A 17,992-nucleotide genomic window follows, 5' to 3' on the forward strand; every position below is an offset into this window, starting at 1 on the left:
GTGTTTTATAGCGATTAATAAATTACATAGACAGGTCCCGGAACCGGATAAGCCAGACCGTGTTTTTCTCCGGGAAGCAGCAATTCGTACTTTTATAATTATTACTCTTCAGGATGTGAAAGAGAAAAGGGCCTGTCCCCTGCTTCCGTACCCTGTTCCTTATCGGGTGTGTCATCCATTTCCTCGAGAGCTATTTTACGAATACGGTGATTCATCTGGTCTCCGATGTAAAAGGCCCCCTCTTCCTCATTGTAAGCAATTCCGGATGGCCTGTCGAACCGGGCTTCTTCCCTCAGGTCACCGTTTACATAACCATACGGATCCGGGTTGATACTTGAGCTTCCCCTTCCGGCAAATGTGGTTACACTGCCTTCGGGAGTCAGTTTTCGAATGGCATGGTTGTACTGGTCTGTAAAATAAAAGTCATATTCGTCGGGCTTACCTGCTTCAACGTAGTCGTCATTTTTTACGAATACGCCCTGGTAGGGATTTCTCATGCGAACATCAGAGCCAACCCCATCCTGATACCCGGGACTTTTAAGTTGACCACATACCAGATAGGGTTGATTAAATTGTTCCTTTTCCCAGTTATAATCGACACGGAGGATGTAATGCTGGTTAATGACCATAATATAGGCGTAGTTTCCGGACGGATGTATAAAGATCTTATATTCCCATTGCGGGTCGTGAACCACAAACAAGGTTTCATAATCCTTGTCTCCAAGCCCTTCGCTGAAATATTTATTCAGATCAAAACGGAAAAACTGCCCCTTCTCATAACTGTTGAAATACAATTCTCCGTTCACCGGATGAACTGATGCGCCGTTACATTGCCTGTATCTCGTCAGGATTTCCCTGTCCTGCCAGTCCTTGTCGCGCGATAACCGGTAAGTGGCGCGGTCATTTTCACCACCGCGGTCTTCTGCGATGATCATATACTGGCCGTCATTCGTAAAATCAATACTCCTGGGCCGGTCAAAATCCGAGCGTTTTTTGGTTATGGTACTATCTTCGAAATCGATCAGGTAAAGGCCGTTGTTAAAGTCGAATGTTACCCATAGATGCTTTGGGTTGAGCGGATCAAACTTCATGAAAGAGGGTTCCCAGAACCCACTCGCCATCTCATTCTGGTCGTCAGACTTGAATTTCCCGTCCTTCCAGGGCTCATCACCCCGGTCATTTTTGTATCCGATCAGGGTGGATACCACCATCTTGCGTTGATATTCAAAGTGCTTGTCCGAATAAGCGATGACCTGCCTGTCCCCTCGCCCTACACGCACTTCAATGTCTCCATCGAATGCCTGCCTCGGCACCAGGCAATAAAGCGACTCACCGTTTACGCTGATTACTTTGGCCTCTTTTCCCCCGATAAAAACCGATACGATACCGGGATCTGTTCCAAAGTTCTGTCCGTAGATCACAAGACGCTGCCCCGCACCACCCGAACCGGGGGTAAAACCGGATATCTCAACGGGGTTCGAAGGATCAAAAGGCGAATGTATTTCCTCTTCCCGGTCGTCACTTTGACAACCGTAAAAGCCCATACTTATAAAAGCCAGTATCAAATAAAGAGCCCGTAGCCTCTTCTTATTGTATATGATGTTTAAACGCATAGTTTTTAGATTTTAAATTCACAATACTTACCGGGTTTATTTCCCGTTTTCAACCGTATAGTTACTTCCATCATTACCATTCTATTTGCTGGTCTTCATCAGGGATCTGGGTATTTAATTGACGTTCCAGGATCAACGAACCCGAAACTTTATAATTGATATCCACATTGGGCACCATGGTATAATCTGAAAATTGATAATCGATATTATTAATGGTTAAATACCGGTGCAAAAGATAAGGGCGGATTTCATCCATTTGCTCGGTAATGGTATAACTTGCATCTTTATTTACCTGGAACTTCATGTCGGGATTATCGGCATGGAAGGTAACTGCACCGGTATCGTCAAAAGTCGCGTAAACTTTATAGTTGCGACGGTCCTGACGGTCCTCATCTATATTTCCCGCATAGAAGAAGACGGTGTTTTCATCCACCACATAAGCCCGGATATCCGCTTTTACAATAGGTGTCTCGTCTTCATAACCTTCCATTGCCGTCTTCAGTGCAGTACCGCTATAGGTCCCCGAATAGTCGTTGAAAGGATGAATGCGCAAAAGCGCTTTCCGATAGTGTTTCCGTGGATTTGCCACATAATCATAAGACGGATCATCTTCGATAGTTAAGGGGAGTACCCACTTATCTGTCATATCGATATCCTTTAATGTAAAATCGATGGGTATTAACGAAGTATTCTCACCAGCTTTGATGTCTACGGTGGAAGGGATCGTATAATATTTACTATCTAACTCCCGATAATAAAAATCTTCGCGGTTCTGGAAGTGCTCGTAATTCAGTACATCCAGTGTATCGGAATCTACGGCGACATGCACCGTTCTGTCTTGAGCGTTTGTCCGGGACCCGCTGACGATCAAGGGTTGCTGGAAGGTCGTTTTCTCATCCCCTTTATAACGAATATAGATATTGCTCACCCCTTCGCTTGTTACGGGCGCCTTGAATGATATATAATTTTCAAATTGCTCTTCGGTCCACTCATCATTACATGAGCCGCAAATGATGACCAACGTGAGCAGAAGGAACGGTATACTAAATGGTTTATTCATGATGATGTGTGTTTTATTAATCGTTATAAGTCCATCCCGGATTCTGTGTAAGGCGATTGTTCCGCTTGAGCTCGGTATGGCTAATGGGCCAGAACCACATCTTATCCGCAAAGGTGGTTTCGAGTGCCCATACGGCTATGGGTTGATGAAAAAGATCGCGTTCATCCTCGTTCATAAGGACATTACAGCCATATATAGGCAATGACTCTTCTACGGGAGCATCCATCCACCGGCGCAGGTCGTAATAGCGCTGCCCTTCTGCCAGAAGTTCAATAAAACGTTCGCGCTTCAACCTCTTTCTTAACTCTCCCTTGTCACTGTAAACACTGGCCGGATAATCGGGTACACCGGCACGAATGCGCACGGGATGAATACCTCTTTGTATCTCGGCGATGTTGCGCGCAATGTTGTAACTTCCGCCATTCCATGCCGGAATGTTGTACGACCCGTCCAATTCATTCAATGCTTCCGCATACATAAGCAATATATCTGCATAGCGGATAGCGGGCTCGGGTTTAAACACAATATTCCCGATATCCCCGCCCTCATAAGTATCATTCGGATGAACATATTTCTTTACCCCGAAGCCCGTTCGCAGCCAATAGGCATTGGATGAATTGAAACCGTTCCCTTTAGGGTTATCGCGGTAGTAGAATACCTGTTGGTTACGGTCGCGTTCCTGGGATTCATTCAACAATGACCAGAAACTGCCGTTGAAAGCCACAGAGGCATAAAACCGGGGTTCGCGGTTGGCGTACTGCAACGAAACACCTGGCCTCAGCGGCCTGTACCGGCCGGCTTCATAATCCTCCTCGGTAACGTAACCGCTTACGCGTTCGGAGCCATTCCCGCGGCCGATTTCCTTATCTTTACCGGGTACGTCCGTGCCATCGTTCATATAGTAAGCATCCACCAGCTTTTGTGTCAACCCGTGGGTATTCCAGCCGGTAGCGGACCGCGGTAGCTGATGGGCTACCATGGCCCTGATGCTTTCTCCGTCCTGGTTATTGCCCCTGGTAAAAATCAGTTCCGGGTTTCCAGAGGCGGGTAAGGTGCCGTCAAACACCCGGGCATATGATTTGGCCGGATCAATATCTGCCCAGCCTCCCGGCCATGCTTTTCCAGAAAAATTATGATCGTCGGGGGGAATAACCGTGGCATCCTCGCCTGTTTCCTGGAGGGGTACCGTGTACAACCCGTACAGGCCCAGTTCGATCACATCCCGGGCTGCGGCAGCGGCTTTTGCCCATTTCTCCTCCTGATAATCTGCAGAAAGCAGGGGGGTTCCTTGATCGTCGGTCAGTTGCCCGGCAAAAGCCGAGGTATTTCCGTTCGCCAGCGGACTGGCCACATAGATCAATACCTTGGCACGGGTAGCCAGGGCCGCTCCGACAGAAGGCCGGGCGGAGCCATCCTGACCACGGACCATACCTAATGCCTCCATTTCCTGTGCAGCGAGCAGCATTTCACTGCTGATAAACTCCGCGCAATCTTCATAGGTGCTGCGCGGAACCGCCAGATCATCGTAACTTTCGGTGTAATCCAATCCCTCATCTGGCAATAAGGGAATGGGACCGTATTTACGCAATAACAGCCAGTACAGGTAAGCTCTTGCAAACCGGGCCTGCCCCCTGTAGTCTTTGATTTCTTCTGCCGACATCTCCGTGTTCATGTAGATATTGTGAATAAAGGTGGATGCATTCCGGATGCCACGGTAGCACTGCGTCCAGGTGCCCTGCTTGTCACTTTCGGTATATTGCCCCATTCTGAACATATTATAGGAAAGTTCGTTCTTTGACGGGTCGTAATCACTATCCCTGTCGCCGTAGTACATATCATCGGCAAAATTATGGGGTGTTACCCCCTTGCTCGCCACATCGGTATTGATACCTCTCAGTTCCTCAAATACGTTGGCAAGCCATTCTTCCGAATAGACTTTACTTTGAAACACCTTTTCTTCCGTGAGGCGATCTTTGAAATACTGGTCGGAATCGAGGTAATCTTTGCTGCAGGAAGAGATCAGGCCTGTGGCACACACAAGCGACAGCACAGTATATACTATTTTTTTATTCATCGTTTTTCGGTTTACAGATTAACACTAATTCCCAGTGTAAAGGATTTGGCAGGGGGATAATCTTCTCCCCTGGGCGTGGCCAGTTCCGGGTCCCAGAGTTTAAACTTCGACCAGGTTACCAGATTGGTTCCGACCACATAAATCCGGATATTTTCGGCTCTTATTCGCTTAGCGATGCTTTTTGGCAGATTATAGCCAATATCTACCGTCTTAAGACGAAGGTACCGGCCGTCCCGCAGCCAGAAGGTCGATTCCCTGAAGTTATTCGGGTTTTCACCATAGCTTAATCGCGGATAGGAAGCATTGGGATCTTCTGTAGACGGATCTCCCGAAATATCAGCGGAGATCCAGCGGTTGTCTCCCATTACGCCTTTCATCACCTGCCCCCACTCTCCTTCGCTAAATGCATATACGGTTTTTCCATAGGTGGAAAAAGTAGATTTACCGGCTCCCTGAAAATGCACCCCGAGGCTGAATCCCCGCCAATTGAAGGATGCCCCTAATCCGTAGATCAAATTGGGGCGGTTGGTGGCCCCGATCGCTACACGATCTCCATCATCGATAACCCCATCACCGTTGATATCTTTATATTTAATATCTCCGGGTTGGTAAACTCCAAACGTCTGGGTAGGACTATTGCGGATATCGTCGTAATCTTTAAACAGGCCCAAAGCCACGAGGCCCCTGGACTGGCCTACCCGAAAGCCTTCTTCATTCTGATAAGCATAGACATTGTTCTCTTCATCCCTTTCTATGATTTCGTTTTTGCTATAGGTAATATTGCTTCTCATGGTCAGGCTTACCTCTCCGATTTGCCGATGATATTGGAAACGTCCGTCGAAACCACGTGATTTTACAATACCCACGTTAGCTCTTGGTGTACTTTCCAATCCGACCATAGCGGGCAGAAACTCCCTTTCCATGTAAATTCCCGTACGTTTCTCCTCGAAGAAATCCAGATTTGCCGTAATGTGATTAGTTTCTATATCAAAACCCAGGTTTTGTTTTGTCGCGACCTCCCAGGTCACATTAGACGAAGCTACCTGTGAATACCGCATTCCTCCGAAATACCTGTCAAAACCATAGTCTGCCCACTGATACCCGCCGGCAGGATCTCCCTCGTCATCAAGAATCTCTGAAATCGTGTACAGATAAGGAAAACGCTCTCCTCCCATTAACTGATCGTTCCCCGCTTTTCCGTAAGAATACCGGATCTTGAACAATTTCAGCCAGCCCGCATGATCTTTCATAAACTGCTCTTCAGCCAGATTCCAGGCAAATGAGATGGCGGGAAAGAAGCCATACTGCTCTCCGGGGGCGAAGTTCTCCGAACCGGTATAGCCGAAATTGAGGTTGATAAAATAGCGGTATTTCCAGTTATAGATCAGCCGTCCGGCCAGGGCCTGATTTCGCCTGGCGATACCATTTTTGATATCCTCACCAAGATCGACTGTTTGTACAAATGCATCACGGGTAAATCGCATTGCCCCGCCAATATTATGATTACCGATACTGCGGTTATAATTGACCATCAAATCATAAAATTCGAGCCTGTTGCCCGTTGAACTGCTGGACTGTTGCATTTCACTCGGATCAGAAATATGGGTAAACACCAGGTCCCCGTTTACATCACGTGCGCGGGCAGCTTTCCATTGTTCGGGCCACTTACGGCGTTGTATATTGCTCGTATTCTGGGTATCATAGCCTACTATTCCCCTGACACGGAGGCCTTCTGTAATGAAGCCTAAATCCTGTTCAATAGTAATGTTGGTCTGTACCTTATTCACCCAGTTTTCGTTAAACCCCGTTTGGGTTGCCATTACCCAGGGATTGGTCTGATTGCCTGTTCCCACCGCCGGCACATAGCCGTTGGAGTAAAGAACAGGCGTACGGATGGGGGAATAGCCAAACAGTGAACCCCAGAAATCAACATCGCCCAGTCCTGGGCTGTTCCTTTTGCTCAGAGAACCGGCAACGCCAACTTTTGCCACTGTTGTTTTGGTGATATTGAAATCTGCATTGAGGCGGTAGTTCCAGCGTCTGTAATTGGCATTGGTATTATAATCCTTCTTCAGCGATTCATCGACCTCGTACATTCCGCCTTCGTTTATATAACTACCCGAGACATAATACCGCGAAGTTGGCCCGCCACCGCTCATATTCAAATTGGCACGGTACGTCATGGCCCCGTCTCTCAGCAGCAGTTCTTTCCAGTCGACATTCGGATATAAATCGGGATCCAGGCCCAGGCGCAAAATTTCCAGTTCTTCCGGCTGATAAATCGGGGCTTCGTTGCGGGTAATACGCGATTCATTTAACAGGTTGGCATAGGTTACGCCGTCTACGAAGTCAGGTGTAATGGTCCGGGTATTGTAAATGAATTCATCCTTGAAATTAACTTTTATTTTGCCGGCACTTCCTCTTTTGGTAGTAATCAGTATCACGCCATTTGCTCCCCTGGAACCGTACATGGCCGTTTCCGCAGCATCTTTTAAGACAGTGATCGATTTGATATCTTCAATATTCAGTTCATTGAGGTCGCGCTCGATGTTATCTACCAGCACAAGAGGATTGGTACCTCCGCCGAAAGTGGATATTCCGCGGATCCAGAATTCGGAGATGTTCTTTCCCGGCTGGCCCGATTGCATCATGGCCATGATGCCCGGCACATTCCCGGCCAGGGCATTTGACAAGCTCGACGTGGGGTTTGATTTCATGTCGTCTACATCCACCGTAGAGACCGCGCCTGTAAGCGATATTTTTTTCTGCTCGCCAAAGCCCACGACAACCACTTCATCCAGACTGGCGGCATCTTCTTCCATAACAATTTCAAATGCTGTTTTTCCCTTTACCGGGATTTCCTGTGTAGCATAACCTATGTAGGAAATGACCAGTATGGCATCCTCATCCGTAACTTTCATGGAAAAGTTCCCGTCAAAATCGGTTACAACACCGTTTTTCGTCCCTTTTTCCACAATATTCGCACCAGGCAAAGGGGAATTGTCCCCGGCAACAGAGACATGACCGCTTATTTCCAGCTGTTGTAATCCCGGTGTCAGTTCCGGGCCGGAATCTGTAATTTCACTCTTTTTTTTAATGATAATGGTACGATCGCCGCCGATCTCGATATGCACATCAGTTTTTTTGCTAATTCGTTTTAGCAACACGTAAGTCTTTATTTCTCCTTTTTTAAGACGGATTCCGGGAGCGTTCCTGAAAAGTTTTTTTGAATAAATAAACCTGTAGTCTGTCTGTTGCCTGATCATATGGAAAACATCGTCAATACTGGCTGTCTGATCGTATGCTATGACTATTTTTTCCTGGGAAAACGATGCTTTTGATGAAAAACCGAATACAGTGGTGCAAAGTAAAAAGATTAATGTTTTCATAAGTAGCAGCAACCGTTTGCCAAACGGATAATGCGGGTTGGTTAGTTTAATTTTCATAAATTTGCTTGGTATTTGTTAGTCATTATTGGCTGATCATTATACTTGAGAGAGACGAAGTTGAGTCCATCGCCAAATGTTTGACTTCGCTCTCTTTTTATTTTAGGATCACTTTCCTGTTGTCGATCTCGTAATCATTTATCATTCCGGAATTTTTTATCTGCAATAGTATTTTCTCAATATCCTGGTTTTTACTTAGTACGCCTATAAATTCTTCTTTTGGGGTAGTTTCATTCGAAAATTCAACTTCTATATCATACCAGCGGGACAGTACTTTCATAATTTCACCGAGAGGTTTATTGTCGAAACTAAAAATCCCCTCTTTCCAGGAGGTTTCATTATAGGTATCTACCGTTTTTGTATGGATAATATTGTTTTTTAGATCGTATATGGTTTGCTGACTGGGAATCAGTGTTTGTTTTTTGTCCCGGTACTTTACCTTTACCCTGCCTTCCACCAGGGTAGTATAGATATTACTTTCGTCTTTATAAGCCTTGATATTGAATTCGGTGCCCAGCACCTGAACTTCCTGACCGTTATTGTAAACCCTGAAATCCGCCCCCCCGTGTTCCGCAGCCGGGGATACGTCGAAGTAGGCTTCTCCGTATAAGAGCTCCACCCGGCGTGAATCCCTTTTTTTAAAATCCGTCGGGTATTTTAAACGGCTGTCGGAATTGAGCCATACCTTGGTGCCGTCTGATAGCTTTATCCTGAATTTCCCGCCCCTGGGAACAGTCAGATAATGATAAGATATCCCGGAAGTATCCGAAACATCCTCCCGATTGCTGAAATATTCAATTTTAGTTCCGTTACTCCCGAAATTACCTGTCTGAATCACCTCTTCTTTTTCCAGTAATACTTCCGTTCCGTCGGCAAGCGTTAATACAGCCCTGTCCGTTCCGGCCTTTATACCATGTGTAAACGAAGTGGATAAATTCGGGGTGAACAAATAATCTCTGAACACATAGGAACCGGTCAGTATTCCAATAATGAAAACGGCCGCTGCATAATAGGTAATGCGGCGGAGTCTTCTGCGATAAGACCGTTTTTTTCTCTTTTTAATCGCGGCTAAAAGTCTGTGTACAGCGCTATCCGTATCCGGATCATTAATACTGTATACAATGGAATAATGATCCTTGATAAAGGCTTCAAATTCCTTTCGATTCAAAGGTTCTTTTATCCATTCGGAAAGCAAGTCCAGGTCATCTGCGGTTGCCGAACGAGTAATATACCTGATAATTGTTTTTTCAATGCTCTCGGTCATCATTAAAGGGGTCTTTATAATAAAATACAATTCAGATATGTAATACCCTTGCTCTATAGATGTGTTTTTTTTAATTTTTGTGTTATTTTTTTATGATATTTGAAGTATTGTAGTTTTTTTGGCTATAGTAATATGACGTATAAAGACAACTTTGACCTTATAGAAAGCCTCAGAAACGGAGAAGAGTCAGCTTATGCGTACCTCGTAAAGTCGTACCACAGAAGATTATTTACATACCTGTTGGCACTGACCCATGATCATGTCGTGGCCGAGGATATGGTCCAGAATGTATTTCTGAGACTCTGGGAATACAGAAGCCGGCTTAACCCGGATTATTCAATACAAAATTTTCTGTATAAAAGCAGCTATAATGAATTTGTTAATCATTATAAAAAAAATCAGCGCATAACGAATCTCGAAAAAGTATATATAGAAGCCATCGGATCGGTTGTGAACAACAATGACGTTAACCTTATTGAAAGAAAAATGGCGATTGTTTCCCAGGGAATTTCAGCACTGCCCGATAAATGCGCTAAGGTGTTTATACTCAGCAAAAAGGAGGGATTAACCAATATTGAAATTGCCGAATACCTCAACCTTTCCTTAAAAACGGTTGAAGGACATCTGACCAAGGCTTATGCCATTTTGCGGGAACGGTTGGGAGATAAAATAAAGAGTGTTCTTTTCCTGCTTTTTAAAGAAGATGCAGACTGAGGTACAACGCCTGGCAGAATACCCCTTTTCCCGCCATGCCCTAGCTAAACTTAGCAACTGTACTTCAGCTATTTTTCACCAGGTACTTACCCCGTCCGCCTTGTAATCTTTTAAAAGATGCGATTAATTCTATTGGAATATTCTTTCCCGTGATTTTCGACTTAGTATTTGAAACTAAATTTTCAAAGTCTAGGAAAAGATTAAATCTAATAGGATTTCTTAAATCAAGAACTAATAAGAAATATAACATTCTCAATTGTCCTTCACTATTGTAATCAGGCATCTTTCTGTAACTTCTTGATTTTACTTCTCATTCTGAAATCGTAAAAAGTATATCTGTTTTTAAGGAATTTCACTCTTGCATTCGTAGCCTGTTACCCGTTTTAAAAATTTTAGGATATGGAAATGACTGGATTATCACCAAACGACAAAAAATCAAAACGCCTGTTAAAATCCCTATGAAGAGATATACAAAATAATTTAATAAGCCTTAAATATCATCTTTGGATTTGATTCAATGCCTTTTCTGTTCCTGTTACAGGCAACCGGCATACTTTATCCCTGCACACATAGATCATTGTCTCCCCTTCAACCCCTTTGTTTTCCAGCAGCGGCAGGTTTTCTTCGGTACCTCCCATAAAAAATGCCGTAGGCAGGTATTCCTTTTGAAGGTCTACGTTCTTAATTTTTGCATCACTTCCCATAATAGCTACTTCATAAGGTTGATAAGACATCAATCCCATCAGCATCCCCCAATTCGCATAGTACGGCCCTCCTTTCGGAATATCTTCCGTGACATGGCTCAGCATGGTTTTACTTATTTGGATATAGTCCCGATCATAGAAATATTCCCCTAAGCGATACAACACATGGGCCATAACGGAATTGGATGCCGGAATTACATTATCCGTAAGCTCCATTTTCCGGGCCACCAGGTTTTCGGCTATGTCTGAAGTATAATAGAACATTCCGCTTTGTTCGTCCTTGAAATTTTCTACCGCATATTCCGTGATTTTCCGGGCAAGGTTTAACCAGTGTACATCAAAGGTGGCCTGGTAGAGCACGATATATGCATCGGCCAGGAGGGCATAATCATCCAGAAAGGCATCTATTCCGGCTTCGCCGTCTTTGTAGTTTCTCCATAGCCGGCCATTCTTCCTTATCATGTTTTTCTCCAGGAAACGGGCATTTTTTATGGCCGTGTTTAAGTATTTTTCATCTCCCAAAGCGAGATAGGCATCAACATACCCCTTTAGCATCAGGGCATTCCAACCGGTGAGTATCTTGTCGTCCGTAGATGGGCGGATACGTTTGCCGCGTTCTTCCAGAAGCCGGGCTTTGGCTCCGAGAAGTATTTTTTTCCATTCCTTTACGGAAAGGTTGTTTTTGCCGGCAAATGCTTCTTCGCTTTCGTTCCGGTACAGAATATTTTTATCCCCTTCCCAATTCCCGGATTCTTTCACCTGGAAAAAAGCGGTGATCAGGTCTGCTGTTTTACTATCCTGCACTTTTTCTATTTCCTTTTTGGTCCAGACATAAAATTTTCCTTCTTCGCCTTCACTGTCGGCATTGAGGGAGGAATAAAACCCTCCGTCGGCATTCGTCATGTCCCGTTTTATAAAATCCAGGGTTTCCCGGATTACTTCGGCATATTTTTCTTCTTTGGTCACCTTATAGGCATGGGCATAAAGACTGACGAGCTGCCCATTGTCGTACAGCATTTTCTCAAAATGCGGGGCAAACCACTTGGCGTCTGTGGAATACCGGGCAAAACCCCCGCCTATCTGATCGTATATCCCCCCTTTGGCCATTTCATCGAGCGTGGTACTGACTGCTTCCAGGGCTTTCTTGTCTTTTGTAAGGTAATGATATTGTAACAAGAACTCCCAGCCCACCGGTAACGGAAATTTGGGTGCTTTTGCATAACCGCCCTTGTTGTAATCGATCATGGAACTCCATCCGGCAAATAGCTTGTTATAAGCCTCTTTTGTGAAATCCGGGTTAGTATGGCCCGGAACGGTAACAACCTCCTGTGCGCGGATACCCCAGGTAAGTGACTCGGCCTGTGCTGCTACTTTTTCATAGTCGTTTTTATAAACATTCGATATTTGTTTTAACAGTTGCTTCCATTGCGTTTTTGGGAAATAGGTGCCGGCATAGAACGGTTTTCCATCCGGTAAGGCAAAGGCATTAAGGGGCCACCCTCCGCTTCCGGTGAGCAGATGGGCGGCATTCATATAAACCTGGTCAATGTCCGGGCGTTCTTCCCGGTCGATCTTTATGGCAACAAAGTTCTCGTTCATGATCTTTGCTACCGTACTGTCCATAAACGATTCGTGTTCCATGACATGACACCAGTGACAAGCCGCGTAACCGATACTGATAAGAAGTGGTTTGTTTTCCTTTTTTGCCCTTTGAAGTGCTTCGTCCCCCCATTCGTACCAGTCTACCGGATTGTCTGCATGCTGCTGTAAATACGGGCTTTTGGCATTTATAAGACTGTTGAATTTTACACTATCCTGCACTGTCTGGTCATTAATGTGTCGGGCATCCTTTTTGTTTTGGGCACAACCGGACAGTACCAGGAACGGTATACACACTCCCAAACAAAGTCCTTTTTTCAGTATCATAATCTCTTTTTAAGTTAACGGAACACTAATAAAGGTTATTTCCCCGGGTTACCCCATAACCTGTATAAAGATTATAAGTAGTTTCTGAAGTTTGTGAACGAGAGGATTATAGAGTTGTTGTGATAATAATGCCGGTATAAACACTCCCTTAGGTCCCCCTCAAGGGGGCTCACCGATTAACCTTAAACACCTGTAAAACAGCATTATTATTGGCCACGAGTACCCATCCTTTATCTTCGACATACTTCATTTTTTTAGCATCTTTATTAGTAAAAAAACCGCTGTATGTATTCCTCCTGACCACAAAATTACCATGACCGTCTCCGAGCAGCAGGGCCCCGGTACCTGCATCATTCCGGGGGGTCTCTATTTCTGAAACGAAAAGGTTTCCGGTGGCCAGCACATCAAGGTTGCCGTCGTTATTGTAGTCTGACACGAGCATGTCGTTTATACTGGAAAGCTGGGCCATATTGGGTAAAGGGGTTACTTTAAAATCTCCGTTCCCGAGATTTTCCACATAGGAGGATGCAAATGTATCTGCCGCATAATGCAGGGCCTCTTGCAGGTTTTTCTTTCCATACACTTCTTCCAGTTCCAGGGAGGCAAAGACATCGTATTGTTTAAAAGTGGTTTTCAGGTTGGGAACCTGTTCGGATGAGCAGGAAAAACCCCTCAGCGGATAGTGTTTGTTTTCCTGATAATACCCCAGCACAATGTCGTGCGAGCCGTTGTCATCAAAATCGTGATAATAGACGTCAAAGGGATTTTCGGGAGCGGTCTTGTATTTGTAATTCAGCCCGATATTTCCCGCTATGTAATCCATGTCCCCGTCATTATCAAAATCGCCCTGTGCTATGCTGAACCACCAGCCTTTGGTCTGGTTCAGGTCATCAATATCCTGCTTTTCCAGTTTCCCTTCGATATTCCTGAACACTGTAACGGGCATCCATTCGCCAACCACAATGAGGTCTGTCCAACCGTCGTTGTCGTAATCGGTCCAAATGGCATCGGTTACCATGCCCAGGTCCCGAAATCCGGGCGCTTCTTCATCGGTCTTATTGGTGAGCGTTCCTTTGTCATTGACCAGCAAAGCCGAAGAAACCGGAGCCGGATAATTATGCGGAAAATGCCTTCCGCCGACAAAGATATCCGTATCCCCGTCTTTATCGTAATCATATCCTTTGACTACGCTACCGCTTATGTTTATCGTGTTCTCCATGACGGTCTTCACAAAATTGCCTTTACCGTCGTTCAGGTACAAACGGTCTGCATACTTTTCATTCCCGGCTTTAAATTCATTGCCCCCGCTTACCACATACAGATCCGTATCACCGTCTCCGTCTATATCGGTAAATACGGCATCCACGTCTTCGTATGCGGCTTCGCCGGACCATAAACTTTCATTGCTCTTCTGAAAACCGTTCCCGACCTGTACGTACAAGACGGCCGGGAACCCTGCCGCACCTCCGATAAAGACATCCTGTTTTCCGTCGTTATTCACATCTTCGACTGCAAGTGCGGGACCGAATTGTGATAGCTTATGAGGCAATAACACCTGGTAGTCATAATCGTTAAAATCGTTTTCCCTGTGAAAATGAGACAACTGCCCGCCGGAAGTAATTTCCTTAAATACGGTTTCCGGGCGAACTTTCTCGTTTCCTTCATTTTCAGCATCTTCCATAAAAAGGGTTAGCACTTGATCGGCTTCCACATTTTCCTTCAGGGTCACTTTGCCGTCGGGCCAGGTTACTTTTAATGTGTTTACTTCGGTATTCTCCCCCAGTCCGAAATGCACTTCGCTCTCGCTGGTAGAATAGATCCCTCTCACATTGGTGATTTCGAAATACTGCTTCTGCCCGTCTACCTCAATTTCCACCCGGGAGCCGAAAACCGGTAAATGCTCTCCGGATTTCAGGTTTAATCTCAAATAGTGGTTCCTGTTCCCGTTATTCCGGTACACGTAGGCCTTTTCATTGATATTACTGACCACGAGATCGAGATCGCCATCGTTGTCGAGATCGGCATAGGCTGCGCCGTTTGAGAACGATTCATGATCAAGCCCCCACTCCTGTCCCATATTTTTGAAATCCAGGTTTCCTTCGTTTTTATAAGCGTAATTTTTTATGGGTTGCGAAGGGATCAGTGCCACAGCCTTATCGATATCTGCCACATCCCAGACGCTCTTTATCTCCCCCCCGTCAGGATGTTTCTCCACCCATTTTCTTATAGATTCGTTCATAAATCCGGCCACTCTTTTATCGGCATCGGTATTTCTGATGTCCCTTAGCAGTCCGTTGGTGATATATGTGTCTTTTAAGCCATTATTATCAAAATCGGCCATCAGGTTTGCCCAGCTCCAATCGGTTGTGGCCATACCTGTGATCTGGGCTACGTCACTGAATGTCCCGTTCCCGTTGTTTAAATGCAGGGTATTGAACATATATTGATAATGCCCTCCGCTATCAACCACATTCCAGAAGGCTTCGGGATTCATTCCGCTCATATTGGCTTTGAGCCTGAAATTGTCTTCAGCTACCATATCCACTACAAATACATCCTGGAACCCGTCGTTATTCATGTCTGCTATGTCCACCCCCATACTGAAATACGACATATGATTCAGTGCGGTATCGGCAACATTGGTAAAAGTTCCGTTCCCGTTATTCATAAAAATGAAGTCGGGGGCATCAAAGTCGTTGGCTACATAGATATCGGGCCATCCGTCATTGTTGAGATCGGCTACGGATGCAGCATTTGGGAAACCTGTTTGTGCAATACCGGCCTGCTCACTTACTTCCTTAAACTTTCCTTTTCCGGTATTTTTATACAGGACCAAATGATATTCGGGCTTTAGCAGGGTCGTTCCGAAATATTTCGAATAACTCCCGGGATTGGGCGGCTGGGTAAGCAGGAGCAGGTCGAGAAAGCCGTCCTTGTCGTAATCGAGGAATACGGCGTGCCTGGTACGCTGTGCATTGGCAACACCATATCTTTCGGCCGATTCGGTAAAGGTGAGGTCGCCGTTATTGATATACAACCGGTTTTTTCTCCATCCGGGTTTATCGTCATAGAGTTCCCGGCTTATGTAAATGTCCTGCCAGCCGTCATTATTTACATCGGCAATGGTGACACCGGTAGACCAGCCGCCATCATTGATTATCCCGGCCTTTCCGGTTATCTTTTCAAACCTGAGATTTCCACGGTTTACATACAGGTCATCATCAACCATATTCCCGGCGAAGTAAAGGTCTTTCAGGCCGTCGTTATTAAAATCAGCCACGCCCACGCCTGCTCCGCCGTAAAAATTGGCGTAGATCAGTATATTCCGGGATTTTTCGTCCTTAATTGTATTTTCAAAGTCGATCCCGGTATCTGTCAAAAGGCTGAACAATGGCTCTTGCGGCAATACCTTCAAACTGAAGAGAAGCAGTATGACTACAGTAATATTTTTCACAGCTATTGTATATTAAAACAATACTTTATTAAGCCAAATAAAGGAGGGAAAAAACCCTCCTTTATCATTCTTCTAAACTAACATTATCACTCATTTATCCTGTTTTGAGACGCACTACCGTGCGTCTCCATTATTCTATATGCCACCAGACACGGGTATTCCAGGTATTTCCTCCCATATTCGAGATCGCGGTCTCCAGGTTATCCGGGTTTGTCGTACTTTCGGAACTCGGATAAACCTGTCTTACGGGGATCATCCCGTTGGAGAAATTTCCGCTGTAATTTACCGGGGTTAAAACCGGATATCCCGATCTCTTCCAGTTGTTCCACGCTTCTGTATAATTTGCCAGCATCCCGGTTGTGGCCCATATCTGTACGTTGATCATTTCCAGGGCATTCTCCTCGCTACTGGTATCCAACGGATTTGCCATTGCATGGTTTACAGCATCAGCAGAAGAGATTTGCAGGCCGCCGTATTTATTCATGGCCGTCATAGCCCCTACTATACCGTTTTCATAGTATTCCGAAGCAGTCCGGGCAGTATTGTAACCTCCCCTTATAGCTGCTTCGGCCAGTAAAAACTGAACTTCTGCATAGGTCAACACGAATATGGGAGCATCCCTGTCCCTGTATATGGCTGTAGGGCGGGAATAGTTTCCTATGGGTGCTACATCATCTCCGGAACCTGTTCCTCCCGGGTAGTCGGGTTCATTTGAAATATCAGTAGCACGGCCATTCAGGTCGTAGCCGTTAGGCATTCCAAATTGTATATCCGGGTTGTTATCACCGACAACATTCCCGTCCTGATTGGCTTCCAGACCTGCAGGCGGCACTTCTGCTACGACCGGCAACCTGGGATCGTCCGTAGCCTGTAAATAATCTATTAAGACCCTGGACCATCGTACCTGGTATACATCTGCAACAGTATTAAGGGCATTGGCATTACTATTCGAAAAACCATTGGTATTATCCGAAGGAAGCACAGCCTCATCATCTGCGGATTCAAAGACACCCCCTGCTATGGCTTTGTTCACATATTCTATTGATAGTTCGGGATCTACATCGACAAGCCTCATAGCCATTTTGAGCATTAACGAATAACCGAATTTTCTCCATTGCTCCAGGTCACCATCGTAAAATACATCACTTGTGATCTCATCCCGGGAAGCATCCAGGGCCAGGATGGCAGCTTCGAGGTCTGCCAGCATGGTGGGATAGAGATCCTGTTGCCTGTCATAAGACGGTCTGGAATTTCCCTCTTCGGCCTGCCCTGCTTCAGAATATGGAATATCTCCGTATATATCAGAAACATACGACAGGCTCAACACTTTCATGATATCGCCCAGAGCATACAAATTAGGCAGGTCCTTTTCTTCGGCCAGCTTCTGCATTTGAAATATTCTCGAAGCTACTTCATAACCCTTGTTCCATGCACCCTGTATATAGGATGTTGTACTTCCCGAAGCTACGTATTTATCGGCATTGGAATAATAGTTGGCCCCTCCTGTCGAGGTCGAAGCCATAAGCTGCATCCACATGCTTTGAAAAAGGATAGGGCCTGTATACCCTGTGGTCATATCCCCGTAATCATATGATGCTTTCGGAAGTATCAGATTAGGGTCGAACAATTCGCCATCGGCATTATTAGGGTCGGTATTCAAGTCTGCAAAATCACTGTCACAAGCTGTTAATGCCAGGAGAAGTATTGCCAATGGTATATTTATATATTTCTTCATGA

General features: G+C 45.3%; 9 protein-coding genes. 1 reads left to right on the top strand and 8 read right to left on the bottom strand.

Annotation, left to right across the window (positions count from 1 at the left end; all coding sequences use genetic code 11):
• Window positions 1-101 precede the first annotated feature (101 nt).
• The 5 genes from LS482_RS01080 to LS482_RS01100 form a co-directional block, all read right to left on the bottom strand.
• On the bottom strand, window positions 102-1,613 hold the full coding sequence (locus LS482_RS01080) for an IPT/TIG domain-containing protein (RefSeq protein ID WP_233029890.1): 1,512 nt from the start codon (window positions 1,611-1,613) through the stop codon (window positions 102-104).
• Between the two features lie 73 nt (window positions 1,614-1,686).
• Entirely contained in the window at window positions 1,687-2,673 is a 987-nt protein-coding gene (locus LS482_RS01085; RefSeq protein WP_233029891.1) for a DUF4973 domain-containing protein, read from the bottom strand.
• Window positions 2,674-2,689: 16 nt separating this feature from the next.
• Window positions 2,690-4,747 (bottom strand): RagB/SusD family nutrient uptake outer membrane protein, encoded by a 2,058-nt coding sequence (locus LS482_RS01090; protein WP_233029892.1) that lies wholly within the window; start codon window positions 4,745-4,747, stop codon window positions 2,690-2,692.
• Between the two features lie 11 nt (window positions 4,748-4,758).
• Window positions 4,759-8,193, bottom strand: coding sequence for a SusC/RagA family TonB-linked outer membrane protein (locus tag LS482_RS01095; protein ID WP_233029893.1), 3,435 nt, complete (start codon window positions 8,191-8,193; stop codon window positions 4,759-4,761).
• Between the two features lie 97 nt (window positions 8,194-8,290).
• A complete protein-coding gene (locus LS482_RS01100) occupies window positions 8,291-9,460 on the bottom strand; it encodes a FecR family protein (protein WP_233029894.1) in 1,170 nt (389 codons plus the stop codon).
• Window positions 9,461-9,589: 129 nt separating this feature from the next.
• On the opposite strand from LS482_RS01100, the gene LS482_RS01105 reads away from it, so the two are divergent.
• Window positions 9,590-10,171 (top strand): RNA polymerase sigma factor, encoded by a 582-nt coding sequence (locus LS482_RS01105; protein ID WP_233029895.1) that lies wholly within the window; start codon window positions 9,590-9,592, stop codon window positions 10,169-10,171.
• Window positions 10,172-10,668: 497 nt separating this feature from the next.
• On the opposite strand, the gene LS482_RS01110 is transcribed toward LS482_RS01105, so the two are convergent.
• The 3 genes from LS482_RS01110 to LS482_RS01120 form a co-directional block, all read right to left on the bottom strand.
• Window positions 10,669-12,801, bottom strand: a complete 2,133-nt coding sequence (locus LS482_RS01110) for a thioredoxin domain-containing protein (protein ID WP_233029896.1) — start codon at window positions 12,799-12,801, stop codon at window positions 10,669-10,671.
• 169 nt (window positions 12,802-12,970) lie between these two features.
• A complete protein-coding gene (locus LS482_RS01115; protein ID WP_233029897.1) occupies window positions 12,971-16,255 on the bottom strand; it encodes a VCBS repeat-containing protein in 3,285 nt (1,094 codons plus the stop codon).
• 130 nt (window positions 16,256-16,385) lie between these two features.
• Window positions 16,386-17,990 (bottom strand): SusD/RagB family nutrient-binding outer membrane lipoprotein, encoded by a 1,605-nt coding sequence (locus LS482_RS01120; protein WP_233029898.1) that lies wholly within the window; start codon window positions 17,988-17,990, stop codon window positions 16,386-16,388.
• Between the last annotated feature and the right edge of the window lie 2 nt (window positions 17,991-17,992).

This window comes from Sinomicrobium kalidii, from assembly GCF_021183825.1.
GTDB classification, from domain to species: Bacteria; Bacteroidota; Bacteroidia; order Flavobacteriales; family Flavobacteriaceae; genus Sinomicrobium; species Sinomicrobium kalidii.